The following is a 19,790-nucleotide window of genomic DNA, read 5'->3' as shown; positions in this document are numbered from 1 at the left end:
CATGGACAGGCAACTCGAGCAACTGCTGCTGGATCTCAAGGCCGAGCGCGTCTCCAAGGAGTACGTCAAGGAGTTCCTGAGGCGCCGCCAGGAGGAGGCCGGCCAGGAGCAGGCGGTCCGGGACCAGGCGGTCCGGGACCAGGCCGGTCCGGAGCTGGTCCGGTTCCACCCGGTCTGGCAGCCGGCGGACGGCACCCCGGCGACCGGGCGCGAGCCCGGCCACCTCGTGCTGCTCGCCGGCCCGCGCGACCTGGCAACGGCCCTGGAGGAGTCGGACACCACCGCTGTGGTGCGCCTCCTGGAGAGCCCCGCCACCGGCGTCGCGGAGCGTTACACCGACCTCGCGGGCCAGGTGCTCGACGCCCTCCGCCGGCTCCTCGCCCTCCCGTCGCTGCCCCGGACGCTGGTGCAGCTCGTCTGTCCGTGGAACGGCGAGGACGCCCTCGGCGCCGGCCTGCTGGGCCTGCTGAAGAGCGCGGCCCTGGAGAACCCCCGGCTCGTGCCCCAGCTCGTCCTGGTCGACGCCGCCGCGCCGGCCGCCGCCACCGCCGCGCAGCTCCTCGCCGTCCGGGACCGCCCGGACGAGCGCGCCGTGCGGCTGCACGACGGCGGCCGCTCCGTCCTGGCCTGGCAGGAGCTGCCGGCCCCGGAGCAGCCCGCGCTGCCCTGGAAGGAGGGCGGCACCTACGTCATCACCGGCGGCCTCGGCGGCCTCGGGCTGATCTTCGCCCGGGACGTTCTGCGTTCCGTCCGCAGTGCCACCGTCCACCTCACCGGCCGCTCCCCGCTCGACGCGGGCCGGCGGCAGCTGCTGGAGTCGCTGCGGCGCCCGCGGGCACAGGTGCACTACACCCCGCTCGACGCCGCCGACGCCGCGGGCGTGGAGGCGTTCCTGGCCGGGGTGCGGCAGGAGCACGGCGCGATCAACGGCATCATCCACAGTGCCGGCGTCCTGCGGGACGGCTTCGTCCTCCGCAAGAGCGAGGACGACCTGCGCGCCGTTCTCGCCCCGAAGGTGGCCGGGACGGTCAACCTCGACGCGGCCAGCCAGGGCGACGCGCTGGACTTCTTCGCCCTGTTCTCCTCCGCGGCCGCCGTCACCGGCAATGTCGGCCAGGCCGACTACGCGGCCGCCAACGCCTTCCTGGACGCCTTCGCCGGGCACCGCGCCGGGCTGGTCGCCGAGGGCCTGCGGTCGGGCCGCAGCGTCTCGCTCAACTGGCCGCTGTGGGCCGAGGGCGGCATGGCGCCGGACGCGGAGACGGAGCGCGCCCTGCTGGAGCAGGTCGGCATGCATCCGCTGCGGACCGAGTCCGGCGTGCTGGTCCTGCACGAGAGCCTCTCCCTGACGCACCACCAGGTGTTGGCGGTCGAGGGGGACGGGGCGCGCATCCGCGGGGCCCTGCTGGGGCAGCCGACGGCCTCGCCGGCGGCCGGCCCCGCCCCGGCCGCCGCCGAATCCGCAGGCGTGCCCACGGCCGCACCGGCGGCCGTCGCGGCCGTCGCGGCCGTCGCGGTCGTCGACGAGGGGGCGCTGCGCGACAAGGTCGTGCAGCGGCTCCGGCAGGTGCTCGGCGGCGTGATCGGCCTCCCGGCGGCGAAGATCGACGCCGAGGCCCCGCTGGAGAGCTACGGGATCGACTCCATCGTCGTCACCCGGCTCAACCGGAAGTTCGCCGAGACCTTCGCGGGGCTCCCGAAGACGGTCCTCTACGAGTTCAACTCGCTGGACGCCCTGGTGGATTACTTCCTCCGCGAGCACCGGGGGACGTGCCTCGCCTGGACCGGGCTCGCCGCACCGGCGGCCGCCGCAAAGCCGGCCGCGGCCGCAGAGCCCGCCGCCGCCGCAAAGCCCGCCGCGGCCCCGGTCGCGGCCCCGTCCGCCGCCGTTGAGCCCGTCGCTGTCGCGCAGCCCGCCCCCGCGCCCGAGGCCCCGTCCGCCCCCGCGCCCGAGGCCCCGTCCGCCGCCGACGCCATCGCGATCGTCGGCATGAGCGGCCGCTTCCCGCAGGCGGCGAACCTGGACGAGTACTGGCAGAACCTCGCCGCCGGGCGGGACTGCGTCACGGAGATCCCCGCCGACCGCTGGGGGCTGGAGGGCTTCTACCACCCCGACCGCGACGAGGCGGTCGCGCTGGGCCGCAGCTACAGCAAGTGGGGCGGCTTCCTCGACGGCTTCGCCGACTTCGACCCGCTCTTCTTCGGCATCTCGCCGCAGGAGGCCATGAACACGGACCCGCAGGAGCGCCTGTTCCTCCAGGAGTCCTGGAACGCGCTGGAGGACGCCGGCTACACCCGCCGTCGCCTGGCCGACGCGCATCGCGGGCGGGTCGGCGTCTTCGCCGGCGTCTCCAAGACCGGGTTCGACCTCTACGGGCCCGCGCTCCGGGAGCAGAACGAGAACCTCCACCCGCTGACCTCGTTCGCCTCCGTCGCCAACCGCGTCTCCTACCTGCTCGACCTCCGGGGCCCGAGCCTGCCCGTCGACACCATGTGCTCGTCCTCGCTGAGCGCCGTCCACGAGGCGATGGAGCACCTGCGGCGCGGCGAGTGCGACCTGGCGCTCGCGGGCGGGGTCAACCTCTACCTGCACCCGTCGAACTACACCCTGATGTCCGGCAAGCGGATGCTGTCGCACGACGGGAAGTGCCGCAGCTTCGGCGCCGGCGGCAACGGCTTCGTGCCCGGCGAGGGCGCGGCCGTGGTGCTGCTCAAGCGCCTGGCGGACGCCGAGCGGGACGGCGACGTCATCCACGCCGTGCTGCGCGGCAGCAGCATCAACCACGGCGGCCGGACCAACGGCTACACCGTGCCCAACCCGGGCGCGCAGGCCGAGGTGGTGCGCGAGGCGCTGGACCGCGCCGGGGTCTCGGCCGGCGACGTCAGCTACGTGGAGGCGCACGGCACCGGGACGGAGCTCGGCGACCCGATCGAACTCGACGGGCTCACCCGGGCGTTCGCGAAGGACACCGACGCCCGGCAGTACTGCGCCGTCGGCTCGGCCAAGACCAACATCGGCCACCTGGAGGCCGCGGCCGGCATCGCCGGGCTGCTGAAGATCGTCCTGCAGATGCGGCACGGCCGGCTCGCCCCCAGCCTGCACGCGCAGGAGCCCAACCCCAACATCGACTTCACCCGGACGCCCTTCCGGCTCCAGCAGGAGCCCGCCGACTGGCAGCGCCCCGCCGGCGCCGACGGCACGGCGGAGCGGGCCCGGATCGCCGGCGTCTCCTCCTTCGGCGCGGGCGGATCGAACGCGCACGTCGTCGTGGAGGAGTACCGCCGCGCCGGCACCGCCGGCGCCACCGCGGACGCGAGCACCCCGCGGCTGATCGTGCTCTCAGCCAGGGACGGCGAGCGGCTGCGGGAGCGGGCGCAGGCCCTGCTGGACTGGATCGCCCGCCAGGGCGAGGCCGGCCCGGACCTCGACGCCGTCGCCCACACCCTGCAGTCCGGCCGCGAGGCGATGGAGACGCGGCTCGCGCTGCCCGTCACCTCGGCCGCCGAACTCACCGCCAAGCTCACCGCGTTCGTCGCGGGCGACGACACCGTCGAGGACCTCCACCTGGGCAACGTCAGGGACCACCGGGACACCCTGGCCGGCTTCGCCACCGACACCGACATGGCGTCGACCGTCGACGCGTGGATCGAGAAGGGCAAGTTCGACAAGCTGCTCGACCTCTGGGTCAAGGGCCTGGCCGTCGACTGGAGCCGCCTCCACCGCGGGCGGCGCCCCCGGATGCTCCCGCTGCCGGGCTACCCCTTCGCCCGCGAGCGCTACTGGGTGGGCGACCTCACGACCGGCCGGGCCACTGCCGCCCCCGGCGCCGTCCGGCTCCACCCGCTCGTCCACGCCAACACCTCCAGCCTGGACGCCCAGCGCTTCGGCTCGGTGTTCTCGGGCGAGGAGTTCTTCCTGACCGACCACGTCGTCCGCGGCCGCAAGGTCCTGCCCGGCGCCGCGTACCTGGAGATGGCGCGGGCGGCCGTGGAGGCCTCGCTCGACGCCCGCCCGCAGGGCGTGACGCTGCGCAACGTGGTGTGGGCCCGTCCCGTCACGGTGGACGGGCAGCCCGTGCACGTGCGGACCACACTGGCGGTCGAGGAGGGCGGGGAGGTCGCCTTCGAGATCGCGAGCCTGCCGGACGGCGCCGCCGCCGGGGCCGAGCCCGTCGTGCACAGCCAGGGCGTGGCCGTCCCCGTCGCGACCGCGCCGGCCGCTCCGGTGGACGTGGCCGCGGTGCTGGCCGCCTGCTCCACCGCGCGGCTGGACGCCGAGGAGTGCTACCGGACGTACCGGGCCATGGGCCTCGACTACGGGCCGGCGCACCGCGGCGTCGAGAGCATCGCGATCGGCGACGGCCAGGCGCTGGCGCGCCTGGTGCTGCCCGCCGTGGCGCGGGAGGCGCTCGACGCGTTCGTGCTGCACCCGGGCCTGCTGGACTCCGCCTTCCAGGCCTCCGTCGGCCTGTTCGGCCGGGCCGACGGCACGGTGCTCCACCTCCCCTTCGCCCTGGACGAGTTGGAGGTCTTCGGGCCGCTCGCCCCGGAGCTGTGGGCGTGGGTGCGGTACAGCGCGGACGACCGGCCGGCCCTCGGGGTCCGCAAGCTGGACATCGACCTCCTGGACGACGCCGGCGCCGTCCGCTGCCGGCTGCGGGGGTTCACCTCCCGGGCCTACGACGCGGACGCGGCCCGGGACGCCGCCCCGGCACCGGTGGAGCGCACCGGGCCCGAGCGGGCGCGGGACACCGAGCCGCCGCAGCCCGCCACCACGCAGGCGGAGCGGGCCGGACGCTACCTGGTCGGCCTGCTGGCCTCCCAGCTGCGCCTGCCGGCCGACCGGATCGATGTGAACGATGCCCTGGAGCACTACGGCATCGACTCCATCATGACGATGAACCTGACCAACAAGCTGGAGCAGGTCTTCGGTTCGCTGCCCAAGACCCTGTTCTTCGAGTACCAGAGCATCCGGGCGCTGACCGAGTACTTCCTCGACGCCCACGGGGAGCGGCTGGCCGCGCTCCTGGGCACGGACGACCCGGAGCCCGCCACCACCACCCCCGCCGCGATCCCCGCCACCGCCGGTGCGGCCGTCGCTGCGGCCGTCACCCCGGCCCGCACCGCCGCCCCGCGCCGCGGGCGGAGCGCACGGCGCGGGGCCGCCCGCCGTACCGAAGCGGCCTCCGGGGGCCCGGAGATCGCCGTCATCGGGCTGGCCGGGCGCTACCCGCAGGCCCGCAACGTCCGGGAGTTCTGGCGCAACCTGGCCGAGGGCCGGGACTGCATCACCGAGATCCCGGCCGACCGCTGGGACCACAGCGCCTACTTCGACCCGGACGGCAACGTGCCGGGCCGCACCTACACCAAGTGGGGCGGCTTCCTGGACCGGGCGGACCACTTCGACCCGCTGTTCTTCAACATCTCGCCGCGCGAGGCCGCGTTCATGGACCCCCAGGAGCGGCTGTTCCTGGAGTGCGTGCACGAGACGCTGGAGGACGCCGGCCACACCCGCGAGACGCTGAGCCGCTACGGCGACCGCGGGCTCGCCGGGAACGTCGGTGTCTTCGTCGGCGTGATGTACGAGGAGTACCAGCTCTACGGCGCCCAGGAACAGGCGAAGGGACGCAACGTCACGCTGTCAGGCAGCGCCTCGTCCATCGCCAACCGGATCTCCTACGTCTTCGACCTGCACGGCCCGAGCCTGGCCGTCGACACCATGTGCTCGTCCTCGCTGACCGCCCTGCACCTGGCCTGCCAGAGCCTGCAGACCGGCGGCTGCGAGCTCGCCGTCGCCGGCGGCGTCAACCTGTCGCTCCACCCGAACAAGTACCTGATGCTCGGGAACGGCAAGTACGCGTCCAGCAAGGGGCTCTGCGAGAGCTTCGGCGAGGGCGGCGACGGCTACGTGCCCGGGGAGGGCGTCGGCGCGGTGCTGCTGAAGCCGCTGGACCGGGCGATCGCGGACGGCGACACCATCCACGGCGTCATCCGGGGGACGGCCCTCAACCACGGCGGCCGCACCAACGGGTACTCCGTCCCCAACCCCCGAGCGCAGCACAACGTGATCGGCCACGCGCTGCGCGAGGCGGGCATCGACGCGCGCTCGGTGAGCTACGTCGAGGCGCACGGCACCGGGACGTCGCTCGGCGACCCGATCGAGGTGGCGGGCCTGACGAAGGCGTTCCGGGAGTACTCGGACGACCGGCAGTTCTGCGCGATCGGCTCGGTGAAGAGCAACATCGGGCACGCCGAGAGCGCGGCCGGCATCTCGGCGCTGACCAAGGTGCTGCTGCAGCTGAAGCACGGCAAGCTGGCGCCCTCGCTCCACTCCGAGGTGCTCAACCCGCACATCGACTTCGCGAACAGCCCGTTCTACGTGCAGCGCGAGCTGTCGCCGTGGCAGCGCCCGGTCGCCGCCGACGGCACCGAGACGCCGCGGATCGCCGGCATCTCGTCCTTCGGCGCGGGCGGCTCCAACGCGCACGTCATCGTCGAGGAGTACGTCCCGGCGCGGGCCGCCGAGGCCGCCGCGCCCACCGCCGGCCGGCCCGCCGCCGTGGTGCTCTCCGCGCGGACGGCGGACGGCCTGCGGGCCCAGGCGGAGCAGCTGCTGCGCTGGACGACCGAGGAGGAGGGCGCCGGTGTCGCGCTCGCCGACCTCGCCCACACCCTCCAGGCCGGCCGGGAGGCGTACGAGGAGCGGCTCGGCCTCGTCGCGGGCACGACCGGCGAACTCGCCGCCAAGCTGGGGGCGTTCCTCGCCGGCGAGGCGGGCGTCGCCGAGCTCCACCGGGGGCGGGTCGAGCGCCGGCAGGGCGCACTCGCCGTCTTCGCCGCCGACGAGGACCTGGCCCGGGCGCTGGACGCCTCGATCGCCGAGCGCGAGTACGGCAGGCTGCTGGAGCTCTGGGTCACCGGCCTGGTGGTCGACTGGGCGAAGCTCCAGGACGGCACCGCCCGACGGGTGCCGATGCCGACCTACCCCTTCCAGGGCGAGCGCTACTGGCTCTCCCCGGGGCCCGGCGCCGACCAGCAGCCGGCCACCGGCGCCGGGCGGCTCCACCCCCTGCTCCACGCCAACACCTCCAGCCTGCACGAGCAGCGCTTCACCTCGGTCTTCACGGGCGAGGAGTTCTTCCTGAAGGACCACCAGGTCCACGGCGAGCGCGTGCTCTCCGGCGCGGCCTGCCTGGAGCTGGCGCGGGCCGCCGTGGCGGCCTCGCTGGACGAGCCGCACGGCTCCCTGCGGATCCGCAACGTCGTCTGGTCGCGGCCCGTCACGGTGGAGGGACGGGCCCGGACCGTCCAGGTCCGCCTGCTGCCGAAAGGCCGGGACGAGATCGGCTTCGAGATCTACAGCACCGGCGACGAGGACGCTCCGGCGGCGCAGCCGGTGATCCACAGCGAGGGCCTCGTCCGGGTGGCCCCGGAGGCCGCCCCGGCCGCCGCCACCGTCCTCGACCTGCCGCAGCTGCAGGCCGCCTGCCGGGGCGCCGAGTCGGGCGCGGACGAGGCCTACGAGGCGTTCCGCGCCCGGGGCATCGCCTACGGCCCCGGCCACCGCGGGCTGGACCGTCTCTGGACCGGCGATGGCCAGGTGCTCGCCCGGCTCGTCCTGCCCGCCGCGGTGCGGGGGACGCTGGACAGCTACGGCCTGCACCCGGCCCTGGTGGACTCCGCCCTCCAGGCCTGCGCGGGCCTGCTGCCCCCGGCCGGCGAGGGCGGGCCGCTCCTGCTGCCCTTCGCGGTGGACGAGGTGGAGACCGGCGGCCCGTGCACCCCCACGATGTGGGCCTGGGTGCGCGAGGGCGGCGGCCGGGCGGGCGAGGCCGTCCGCCGGCTCGACATCGACCTCTGCGACGACGAGGGGCGGGTGTGCGTCCGGCTCAAGGGCGTCTCCCTGCGCGCCTACACGGCGCAGGCCACCGGTGAGCCGCCCGCCGCCGGCGGGCAGCCGGCCGTCGGCGAGCTGCTGGCCGCGCCGTGCTGGGTCCCCGCGGAGCGCGCGGAGCGTTCCGGGCCGGCCGAGGCCGGCCTGGTGCTGGTTGCCGGGCTGCCCGAGGTCGCGGCGGCGCTGGAGTCGCAGGGCACGGCCCGGGTCGTGCGCCTGGAGTCCGCGGCGCCGGGCATCGACGCCCGCTACACCGAGGACGCGCTGACCGTCCTCGCCGCCGTCAAGGAGGTGCTGGGCGAGCGCGGGCAGCGGAGCGTCCCCGTCCAGCTGGTCGCCTCGGCGGCCCACGAGCCGTCCCTGTGGGCGGGGCTGGCCGCCGTGCTCAGGTCGGCCCGGCTGGAGAACCCGAAGGTGCTCGGCCAGCTCGTCCTGGTCGACCCGCAGGACGGCCCGGAGCAGGCGGCGGCCCACGTCGCCGCCGACCGCGCCGCGCTGTCCGACACCGCCGTCCGCCACCACGGCGGCACGCGCGAGGTGCTGCGGTGGCGCGAGGAGGAGGACGGCCCCGCGGCCGAGCCGGCCTGGAAGGACGGCGGCGTCTACCTGGTCACGGGTGGCGCCGGCGGGCTGGGCGCCGTCTTCGCCCGGGACATCGCCGCCCGGGTGCGCGAGCCCCGGATCGTCCTCGCCGGCCGGGCGCCGCGCGACGGGCAGAAGGACGCGCTCCTCGCGGAGCTGACGCGGCTCGGCGCCCACGCGGCCTACGAGCGGGCCGACGTCGCCGTGCGGGACGACGCCGAGGCGCTCGTCCGCAGGCTCCGTGAGGCGCACGGCCGGATCGACGGCATCCTGCACAGCGCGGGGTTCATCAAGGACGCGTTCATCCTGCGCAAGGACGCGGACGACTTCGCCCGCGTCCTGGCACCGAAGGTCGCCGGGCTGGTCAACCTGGACGAGGCCACCCGCGAGGACGGACTCGACTTCCTGGTCGCGTTCTCCTCCGTCGCCGGGGCCCTCGGCAACGTCGGCCAGTGCGACTACGCGGCCGCCAACGCCTTCATGGACGCCTACGCGCACCACCGCAACGCCCTCGTGGCGGCGGGGGAGCGGCAGGGGCGGACGGTGTCGCTCGGCTGGCCCCTGTGGGCCGACGGCGGCATGCACGTCGACGCGGGCACCGAGCAGTCGCTGCGCGAGCGGTTCGGCCTCGTCCCGCTGCGGACGGAGACCGGCGTCCGCGCCCTCCACCGGGCGCTGGCCTCGCCGCACAGCCAGGTGCTGGTGCTGGAGGGCGACCGGCCCCGGCTGCGGGAGACCCTGCTCGCCGACCTCCTCGCCGACCGGGCCACCGCCGCCCCGGCCCCGGTCGTGGCCCCGGGCCCGGTCGCGAGCCGTCCGGCGGCACCGGAGGCCGCCGCGGGCGGGACCGACCCGGACGAGGGCACCGCCCGGAAGGCCACGGCGTACTTCAGGAAGCTCCTGGCCTCGGTCATCGACCTGCCCGCCGCCAAGATCGACGCGGAGGCGCCGCTGGAGGACTACGGCGTCGACTCCGTGATGACGATGGACATGACGCGGACCCTGGAGACGGTCTTCGGCTCGCTGCCGAAGACGCTGTTCTTCGAGCACCGGACCATCGCGGCGCTCACACGGCACTTCCTGGAGACCGAGCCGGACCGGATGCGCGAGCTGCTGCCCACCACGGGCACCCGCCCGCAGCCCTCCCCGGCCGCCCCGGAGCGAACGGCGTCCGCGCCCGGGCGCACCTGGCGCACCCTGGCCCCGGCCCGGGCCGGGGCCGCCCCGGCCGGGGACGCCGCCGCCGGCAGCGGCGACGTCGCGATCATCGGCCTGGCCGGGCGCTACCCGCAGGCCGCCGACGTCCGGGAGTTCTGGCAGAACCTCGCCGCCGGCAGGGACTGCGTCACCGAGGTGCCGGCCGACCGCTGGGACGTCGGCGCCGTGTTCGACCCCGCCCCGGGCACCCCCGGCAGGACATACAGCAAGTGGGGCGGATTCCTCGACGGCGCCTACGACTTCGACCCGATGTTCTTCAACGTCTCCCCCCGCGAGGCGGAGATCATGGACCCGCAGGAGCGGCTCTTCCTCCAGTGCGTCCACGACACCCTGGAGGACGCCGGCTACACCCGGGCGTCGGCGAAGGGCCGGACGGGCAACGTGCTCGACGGCCGGGTGGGCGTCTTCGTCGGCGTCATGTACGAGGAGTACCAGCTCCTCGGCGCCCAGGCGCAGCTCGGCGGCACGCCGCTGGCGGTGGCCGGCAACCCCGCGTCCATCGCGAACCGGGTGTCGTACTACTTCGACCTCCGGGGCCCGAGCATGAGCGTCGACTCGATGTGCTCGTCGTCGCTGTCGGCCGTCCACCTGGCCTGCCAGAGCCTGAAGTGGGGCGACTGCGAGGTGGCGGTCGCCGGCGGGGTGAACCTCTCGCTGCACCCGAACAAGTACCTGCTGCTCAGCCAGGGCAGGTTCGCGTCGACCAACGGCCGCTGCGAGAGCTTCGGAGCGGGCGGCGACGGCTACGTGCCGGGCGAGGGTGTGGGCGCCGTCCTGCTCAAGCCGCTGGCGAAGGCCGTCGCGGACGGCGACCGGATCTACGGCGTCATCAAGGGCACGGCCGTCAACCACGGCGGCAAGACCAACGGCTACTCGGTACCGAACCCGCAGGCCCAGTCGGACGTCGTCGGCCGGGCCCTGGCGACGGCGGGCGTGGACGCGCGCGCCGTCGGCTACGTCGAGGCGCACGGCACGGGGACGGCCCTGGGCGACCCGATCGAGATCGCCGGGCTGGCGAAGGCGTTCGGCGAGCACACCGACGACCGGCAGTTCTGCGCGATCGGCTCGGTGAAGAGCAACATCGGGCACGCGGAGAGCGCGGCCGGCATCGCCGGGATCACCAAGGTCCTGCTCCAGCTCCAGCACGGCAAGCTCGCCCCCTCGCTGCACGCGACGACGCTCAACCCGCACATCGACTTCGCGCAGACGCCGTTCGTCGTGCAGCGGGAGCTGGCCGACTGGCCGAGCCCCGGGCCGGCCGACGGCACGGGCACCGCGGCCCCGCGGGTCGCCGGCGTCTCGTCCTTCGGCGCCGGGGGCTCCAACGCCCACATCGTCATCGCCGAGTACCTGCCCGAGACGGCTGAACCGGCCCCGGCCGGCGACGAGCAGCCCGCCGTCGTCCCGCTCTCGGCGCGGACGCCGGAGCAGCTGCGGGCGCAGGCCCGCAACCTGCTGGACTGGCTGGAGCGCCCGGAGCACACGGGGCTCGCCCTCGCGGACGTCGCCCACACCCTGCAGGTGGGCCGCGAGGCGATGGAGGAGCGCCTCGGCGTCCTCGCCACGTCGGTGCCCGACCTGGCGGCGAAGCTGCGGGACTTCCTCGACGACGGCGCCGGCGGCGAGGAGGTCGTCCGGAGCACCGCCACCCGCGACGGCGGCGTGCTCTCGCTGTTCGACCCCGACACCGACCTCGACGCGATGATCGCGGCCTGGGCCGCCAAGGGGAAGTACGAGAAGCTGCTCGAACTGTGGGCCAACGGCGTGCCGCTGGACTGGCGGCTGCTGCACGGCGCCGGCACCCCCCGGCGGATCGCGCTGCCGACCTACCCGTTCGCCCGCGAGCGCTGCTTCCCGTTCGACGGCGCGCCCGTCGTGGCGCGGGCCCCGCACGCCCCGGGCCGGCTGCACCCGCTGGTGCAGGCCAACACCTCGGACTTCGCGGAGCAGCGGTTCAGTTCGGTCTTCACCGGCCAGGAGTACTTCCTGCGCGACCACGTCGTGCAGGGCTCCCGGACGATGCCCGGCACGGCGTTCCTGGAGATGGCGGTCGCCGCCGCCTGCCTCACCTGCCGTACGGCCGTCGGGCCGTCCGCGCCGGTGGCGCTGCGCAACATCGTGCTGGCGCAGCCGCTGCGGGTCGGCGACCGGCCGCAGGAACTGCACGTCGGCCTCCACCCCGAGGCCGACGGCGACATCCGGTTCCGGGCCTACAGCTCCCCGGAGGGGGCGGAGCCCGTCGTGCACAGCGAGGGGGCCCTCTACTTCGTGGAGGGCGTCGAGGAGACCGTGCTCGACCTGGAGGCCCTGCGGGAGGCCTGCGACCTCCCCGGGCTCTCCGCCGAGGAGTGCTACGAGCTCTACCGGGCGGCCGGGATCGCCTACGGGCCGGCGCACCGGGGCGTCCGGCACATCCGGACCGGGCCGGAGCAGGCGCTGGCCGAGCTGGCGCTGCCGGACGTCCTCCGGGGCACCGAGGGCGACTTCACCCTGCACCCGAGCCTGCTCGACGCGGCGCTCCAGGCCTGTGTCGGCGTCCTCGGTCGGCCGGGCGCCGAGGGGGCGGCGGCGGACGGCTCCGGCCTCGCCGTGCCGTTCGCCGTGGACGACGTCCTCGTCCTCGACGTCTGCACGGACGCGATGTGGGCGTGGGTGCGTCCGAGCGCGGACCAGGGCGGCGACGCGGCCACCCGCAAGCTCGACGTGGACTTGGCCGACCAGCACGGATGCGTCCGTGTACGCATCGGCGGGCTGTCGTTCCGCACGCTGGATCTGACAAAAAATCATGATCCGATTTCCATCCCGGAGTCGACTGGTGATCATGTAACGTCTCCTCAAGTGACGTTGCCTCATATTCCGGTCGATCCCGCGAGGATCCCCGGCGCAGCGGCACTCTCCTACCCGTCGTGGCAGGCGAGGCCCGCGCAGGACGGGCCCTCCACCGTGGACGGCGCGCGGCGGACGGTGCTCCTGGCCGGGCTGCCCGAGGCGGCGCAGCTGCTCCGCGGCAGCGACGACAGCGAGGTCGTCGTCCTGACCCCCGAGGGCGGGACCCTCGACGGCCGGTACGCCGGCTACGCGGTGCAGCTCCTGGAGCGGCTGAAGTCCGAGGTGCGCGGTACGGCCGGCAAGGCCCACCTCCAGCTGGCGTTCGCCGGCGGCCCGGACGCACTCCCGTTCGCCGGCCTCGCCGCGATGCTCCGTACGGCCGGGCTGGAGAACCCGAACGTCACCGGCCAGCTGCTTCTCCTCGACCCGGCCGACACCCCGGCGACGGCCGTCGGACGGATCCTGGAGAACCGCGCCCACCCGGAGGACGCCCTCGTGCGCTACCGCGACGGCCGGCGCGAGGTGCAGGTCTGGGCCGAGGACGCCACGGCGTCCGCCACTCCGCTCCCCTGGAAGGAGAACGGGGTGTACCTGGTCACCGGCGGCATGGGGGCGCTCGGCCTCGTGTTCGCCCGGGAGATCGCCGCGCAGACCGGGAACGCCACCCTGGTCCTGAGCGGGCGCTCCCCGTCCGACCGGGACAAGCGCCGCACGCTCGACGAGCTGGTGGCCCTCGGCGCCCGCGCCGCGTACTACGAGCAGGCCGACACGGCGAGCCGCGCCGACGCCGACGCGCTGGTCGCGCGGACGCTGGAGCGGTGCGGTCGGATCGACGGCGTGATCCACGGCGCCGGCGTGACGCACGACGGCTTCATCCTGCGCAAGCAGGCGGAGGAGTTCCGCGACGTCCTGGCACCCAAGGTGTCGGGCGTGGTGAACCTCGACGCCGCGACCCGCTCCCTCCCGCTCGACTTCTTCGTGACCTTCTCGTCCGTCTCCGGTGCCACCGGGAACGTCGGCCAGGTCGACTACGCGGCGGCCAACGCCTTCCTCGACGCCTACGCCTGGTACCGGCAGGAGCTCGTCGCCCGCGGCGAGCGCGCCGGGCACAGCCAGTCCGTCAACTGGCCGCTCTGGGCCGACGGCGGCATGCACGTCACGGCGGAGACGGAGGCCCTGCTGCGCTCGCGCCACGGCGTCGTCCCGCTGGGGACGGCCGAAGGGGTCACGGCGTTCCACCGCATCCTCAACTCCCCGCACAGCCAGGTGATGGTCACCGCCGCCGACCCGTCCGGACCACCTGGAACACCTGCCTCGCCTGCCTCGCACCAGACCCTCCCTGTCACCTCTGCCGTCGGGACGAATCCGTGACGCACAACGACAACGACGAGCTCGAAGCGAAGGCGACCGCGTACCTCAAGGGCCTGCTCTCCCAGGCCACCAAGGTGCCGGTCGGCCGGGTCGACGCCCACCGGGCGTTCGAGAGCTTCGGCATCGACTCGGTCATGGCGATGACCATGACGGCAGAGCTCGAAGCCGTCCTCGGGTCGCTGCCGAAGACCCTCTTCTTCGAGTTCCGTGACCTCCACGGGCTGGCTCGGCATCTCCTCGCCACCCACCGGCCGGCGCTGCTGCGCCTCCTCGGCGGCGCCGAGGAGGAGACGCCCGCCCCGGCCGGCCGGCCGCGCAAGGCGGTGCCGGGCGGTACCGCGCAGGCCAAGGGGGTGCCGGGCGGTGCCGTGCCGCGCAAGCCCCTGACGTCGAGCCGGTGGGCGACGCGGTTCGAGGCGCCCGCGCCGGCCCGCCGACCCGAGCCGGCCCGCGCGCCCGAGCCGGCGCCTCCGGCCGGGCCGGACGCGTCGCGGGGGCTCGACATCGCGATCATCGGCCTCTCCGGGCGCTACCCGCAGGCCCGCACGCTGGACGAGTTCTGGGCCAACCTGGCCGCCGGCCGCGACAGCGTCACCGAGATCCCGGCGGACCGCTGGGACCACCGGGCCTACTTCGACCCGGACAAGGACGCGCCCGGCAAGACGTACAGCAAGTGGGGCGGATTCGTCGACGGCGTCGCCGAGTTCGACCCACTGTTCTTCCACATCTCGCCCTCCGAGGCCGAGTTGATGGACCCTCAGGAACGGCTCTTCCTGCAGTGCGCCTACGAGACCGTCGAGGACGCCGGCTACACGCCGGCCGGCCTGAACGCGCCCTCGGAGAACGGTGCGGTGCCCAACATCGGCGTCTACGTCGGCGTGATGTACGAGGAGTACCAGCTCTACGGCGCCCAGGAGCAGGCCCTCGGGCGCCCGGTGGCGCTCTCCGGCAACCCCTCGGCCGTCGCCAACCGGGTCTCCTACTACTTCGACTTCCGCGGCCCGAGCATGAGCGTCGACACGATGTGCTCCTCCTCGCTCAGCGCCATCCAGCTCGCCTGCCAGAGCATCCGGTCCGGTGTGTGCGAGGTGGCGCTCGCCGGCGGCGTCAACCTGTCGGTGCACCCCAACAAGTACCTGATGCTCGGCCAGGGCAAGTTCGTCTCCAGCAAGGGCCGGTGCGAGAGCTTCGGCAAGGGCGGCGACGGCTACGTGCCGGGCGAGGGCGTGGGCGCCGTCCTGCTCAAGCCGCTGGCCAGGGCCGTCGCGGACGGCGACCGCATCCACGGCGTCATCCGCGGCATCGCCGTCAACCACGGCGGGCGGACCAACGGCTACGCCGTCCCCAGCCCGCTGGCGCAGGCCCGCTCGATCACCGACGCCTGGCAGCAGGCCGGGGTCGACCCGCGCGCGGTCAGCTACATCGAGGCGCACGGCACCGGCACCGCGCTCGGGGACCCGATCGAGATCTCCGGGCTCACCAAGGCGTTCCGGCAGCACACCCAGGACGACCGGTTCTGCGCGATCGGCTCGGTCAAGAGCAACATCGGGCACGGCGAGAGCGCGGCGGGCATCTCCGGCCTGACCAAGGTCCTGCTGCAGATGCGGCACGGCAAGCTCGCCCCCTCGCTGCACTCCGCCGAGCTCAACCCGCACATCGACTTCGACGGCACGCCCTTCACCGTCCAGCAGACCCTGGCCGACTGGCAGCGGCCCGTCCTGACGGTCGACGGCGCCGAGCGGGAGCTGCCCCGGATCGCCGGCATCTCCTCCTTCGGCGCCGGCGGGTCCAACGCCCACCTGGTCGTCGAGGAGTACCGGGCGGAGCCCGCGGCCGCGGCAGAGACCGGTTCCGGAGCGCCCGTCCTGGTCGTGCTCTCCGCCCGCAGCGCCGACCGCCTGGCCGAGAAGGCGCGCCGACTCGCCGACTGGATCGAGGCGAAGGGCCTCTCCGACGCCGACCTGCCCTCGCTCGCCCGGACGCTGCAGGTGGGGCGCGAGGCCATGCGGGAGCGGCTCGGCGTCGTGGTGGACTCCCTGCCGGGCCTGGTCGCGCGGCTCACGGCCTTCGCCGCCGGCGAGGAGGCCGAGGGCCTCGTCCGCGGCCGGGCGAGCGGGGACTCCGAGGCCCTCGCGCGGCTCGCCGCCGACGAGCGGTTGGACGACGCGCTCGCCGGCCGGGACCTCGCCACGCTGCTGGACCTGTGGGTCAGGGGCGTCACCGTCGACTGGACCGGGCTGGACGACGGCGAGGCTCCGGCGCGCATCGCCCTGCCCGCCTACCCGTTCAGCCGGGACCGCTACTGGATCGACACCTCGCGCACCGCCGCGGCGGTGGCCGGCACCCCCGTGGAGCAGGCCCCGCCCGCGCTGGTGTTCACGGAGTCCTGGGAGCCCGAGGCACTGCCCGCCGGCCCGGCCGCGGCGCCGCGCACCCTGGTCTGCCTCTGCGCGGACCGCGACGTCCAGGAGGAGCTCGCGCGCGCCGCCCGCAGCCTGGACCCCGCCACCACGCTGGTGTTCGTGACCAGGGGCGAGGCCTTCCGGAAGACCTCCGACCACTCCTACGAGGTCGACGCCCGGGAGGCGGGCGACTGCGTCCGCGCCTTCGAGGAGATCGGGGCGCAGTACGGCCCGGTCGACGCCCTGCTCAACCTGTGGGCGCCGGCGGACGGCGCCGGCCCGGCCGCCTACCCCGCCACCGTCCACCTCCTCCGGGCCGTGGCCGCAGCCGGGCTGACGGTCCGGCGGATCCTTCAGGCCGGGGAGTTCCGTGACGGGACGGAGGAGGCGTACCTGGAGTCCTGGCTCGGCTTCGAGCGCTCCCTCGGCCGGGTGCTTTCGGGCGTCGGGTTCACCGCCGTCCTGGAGGACGCCCGGGACGGCGACGGCCGGACGGCGCCCGGGGACTGGTTCGCCCGTCTCCTGGACGAACTGACCGCCGCCGAGCCGGCGAGCGCCCTGTACCGCGGCGGCGTCCGCCACGTCAGCAAGGTCCGGCCGAGCACCCCCGGCGCCGGGAAGGACCTCCTCAAGCAGCGCGGCACCTACCTCGTCACCGGCGGCCTGGGCGGCCTGGGCCTGCTCTTCGCCGAGCACCTCGCCCGGACCCGCTCCGCCCGCCTGGTGCTGACCGGCCGCTCGCCCCTCGACGCCCGCCGGGAGCAGCTGATCGCCCGGATCGAGGCGCTCGGCGGCGAAGTCCTGTACGGCCGGGCCGACGTCGCCGACCGGGAGGCCGTGCGCGCGGTCGTGACCGCGGCCCACGAGCGCTTCGGGGCGATCGACGGCGTCATCCACGCCGCCGGCGTCGCCGGGCAGGGCAGCCTGCTCACCAGCGACGCCCGGGAGTTCCGGGACCGGCTCGCCTCCAAGGTGGACGGCACCCTCGTCCTGGACGAGGTCCTCGCCGGTGAACCCCTCGACTTCGTCTGCTACTTCTCGTCCACCTCGGCCGTCCTCGGTGACTTCGGCAGCTGCGACTACGCCGTCGGCAACCGCTTCCAGACGGCCTACGCCCGGCACCGCGACCAACTGGTGCGGCAGGGGTCGCTCTCCGGCGCGACCGTCGCCGTCAACTGGCCGCTGTGGCGCGACGGCGGCATGGGGTTCGCCGACGCGCAGGGCGCCGAGCTGTACCTCGCCTCCAGCGGGCTGCGCCTGCTCGACCGGGAGGAGGGCATCGCGCTCTTCGAACGGCTGCTGGGGCAGGGCTCGACCCAACAGCTCGTCCTGGCCGGGGAACCGGACCGCGTCCGGCGGCTGCTCGGCGTGGACCGGGCGCCCGCCGGCCGAGAACGGCCCGCCACACCCGCTGTACCCGCGGCACCGGCCGCACCTGCCACCACCACCGCGCACACCGCGCTTGTCCCGGGATCGGAGCACGTGGACCTCGACGCCCTTGTCCTGTCGGACCTGGAAACGATGATCGGTGAGACGCTCCGGGTACCCCGCGAGCAGATCCACGCCGACGAGAACCTCTCGCACCTCGGATTCGACTCCGTCAACCTGGCGAAGCTCGCCGAGGCCATGAGCCGGCACTTCGGCTTCGAGGTGCTGCCCTCGGTCTTCTTCTCCCACCCCACCCCTCAGCGGCTGGTGGCGCACCTGGTGGCGGAGCAGCAGGAGGCCCTGCGGGCCCGCTACACGGCGCGGCCCGAGCGCCCGGCCGCCGCGGCCCCCGAGGTCACGGCGGCCCCCGAGGCCGAGCGCGCGGCCCGGCCCGCGCCGGCCCGGCGGCGCAGCGAGCAGGACGGCCCGGAGGCGATCGCCGTCATCGGCATGAGCGGCCGCTTCCCCGCCGCCCGGTCGGTGGACGAGCTCTGGAGCATCCTGGAGCGGGGCCGGGACGTGCTGTCGCCCGTCCCCGAGGACCGCCGCGCCGACTGGAGCGACCCGCAGGCCCAGGACCCGGAGCGGACCAGGGTCGGATTCGTCCCCGGCATCGCCGAGTTCGACCCCGCGTTCTTCGAGATCTCGCCGCGCGAGGCGCAGAGCATGGACCCGCGCCAGCGGCTGCTGCTCCAGGAGGCCTGGCGGGCCCTGGAGGACGCCGGCTACGGCGAGCGCCGGCTCCGTGACGAGCAGATCGGCATGTTCGTCGGCGCCGAGCAGGGCGACTACCTGCACCTGACCCAGGGCGAGGGCAGCATCACGGCCCAGCACGAGGCGATCATGGCCTCGCGCCTGGCCTACCTGCTCGACTTCTCCGGGCCCGTGCTCGCCATCAACACCGCCTGCTCCTCGGGCCTGGCCGCCGCCCACCAGGCGTGCGCGAGCCTGCGCAGCGGCGAGTGCGACGCCGCGGTGGTGGCCGGGGTCAACCTGGCGACCACCTCCAGGGTGTTCGCCGAGACGAGCAAGGCCGGCATGCTCTCCGAGAGCGGCGTCTGCCACGCGTTCGACACGCGGGCCGACGGCATGGTGCTCGGCGAGGCCGTCGCGGTCGTCGTCCTGAAGCGCCTGTCGCAGGCCGAGGCCGACGGCGACAACGTCCTCGCCGTCATCCGCGGCAGCGGCATGAACTACGACGGCCGCACCAACGGCATCACCGCGCCGAACGGCGCCGCCCAGGCCAACCTCTACCGCAGCGTCTACCGCCGGCACGGGATCGACGCCGGGCGCATCGAGCACATCGTCGCCCACGGCACCGGCACCAGGCTCGGCGACCCGGTGGAGGTCAACGCGCTCAACGAGGTCTTCAAGGAGCGCACCGGCCGGGCCGGGTACTGCGCGCTGACCTCGACCAAGACCAACGTCGGCCACACCCTGGCCGCCTCCGGCGTGGTCAGCCTGATCGCCCTCGTCCAGTCGCTGCGCCACGGCGTCATCCCCGCCAGCCTGCACTGCGAGCAGGACAGCGACTACATCGCCTGGAAGGAAAGCCCCTTCTACGTCAACAAGGCGGCCAGGGCCTGGCCGGCCGGCGCGGAGGGCACCCGGCTCGGCGCGGTGAGCTCGTTCGGCATGAGCGGGACCAACGTCCACATGGTCGTGGAGAGTCACCGGGCCGCCGTGCGCCCCGCGCCGACCGCGGAGGCCCCGGCCCGGCTGCTCGTCCTGTCCGCCAAGACCCCCGACTCGCTGGACGAGCGGATCCGGGAGCTGCGGGAGGCCCTGCGGGCGGGTGACTTCGACGCCACCCGCCTCGGCGACGCCGCGTACACCCTGCTGGAGGGCAGGCAGCACTTCGCCCACCGCTGCGCGCTCGTCGTCGGCGACGCCGGCGAGGCCCTCGCCGCGCTGGACGCGGCGGCGGGCGGCGAGGGACTGCCGACGGTCCGCCGCGGCGAGGTGCCGCGCGACCGCAAGGACCGCTCGCTGCTCGACATCCAGGCGCAGGCACTGCTCACCGAGCTCGCGGCGGCCGGCATTCCGGCGGCCAGGCACCGCGACGT

At 74.8% G+C, this 19,790-nt stretch carries 2 protein-coding genes (1 of these 2 only partly in view); both read left to right on the top strand.

Going from position 1 to position 19,790, the window contains the following annotated elements; all coding sequences use genetic code 11:
* Position 1 precedes the first annotated feature (1 nt).
* A complete protein-coding gene (locus OG286_RS06390; protein WP_405364861.1) occupies positions 2–13,894 on the top strand; it encodes an SDR family NAD(P)-dependent oxidoreductase in 13,893 nt (4,630 codons plus the stop codon).
* On the top strand, positions 13,891–19,790 hold the 5' portion of the coding sequence (locus tag OG286_RS06385; RefSeq protein ID WP_405364859.1) for an SDR family NAD(P)-dependent oxidoreductase. Its footprint extends 2,593 nt past the window's final position; only the first 5,900 of its 8,493 coding nucleotides appear in the window; it begins with the start codon at positions 13,891–13,893; its stop codon lies beyond the right edge, outside the window. The genes OG286_RS06390 and OG286_RS06385 overlap by 4 nt, the downstream gene beginning before the upstream one ends.

Source organism: Kitasatospora sp. NBC_00039 (genome assembly GCF_045160625.1).
Classification (GTDB): Bacteria; Actinomycetota; Actinomycetes; order Streptomycetales; family Streptomycetaceae; genus Kitasatospora.
Note: the sequence above shows the minus strand (reverse complement) of the source record. Positions and strands in the feature narration are given on the sequence as shown.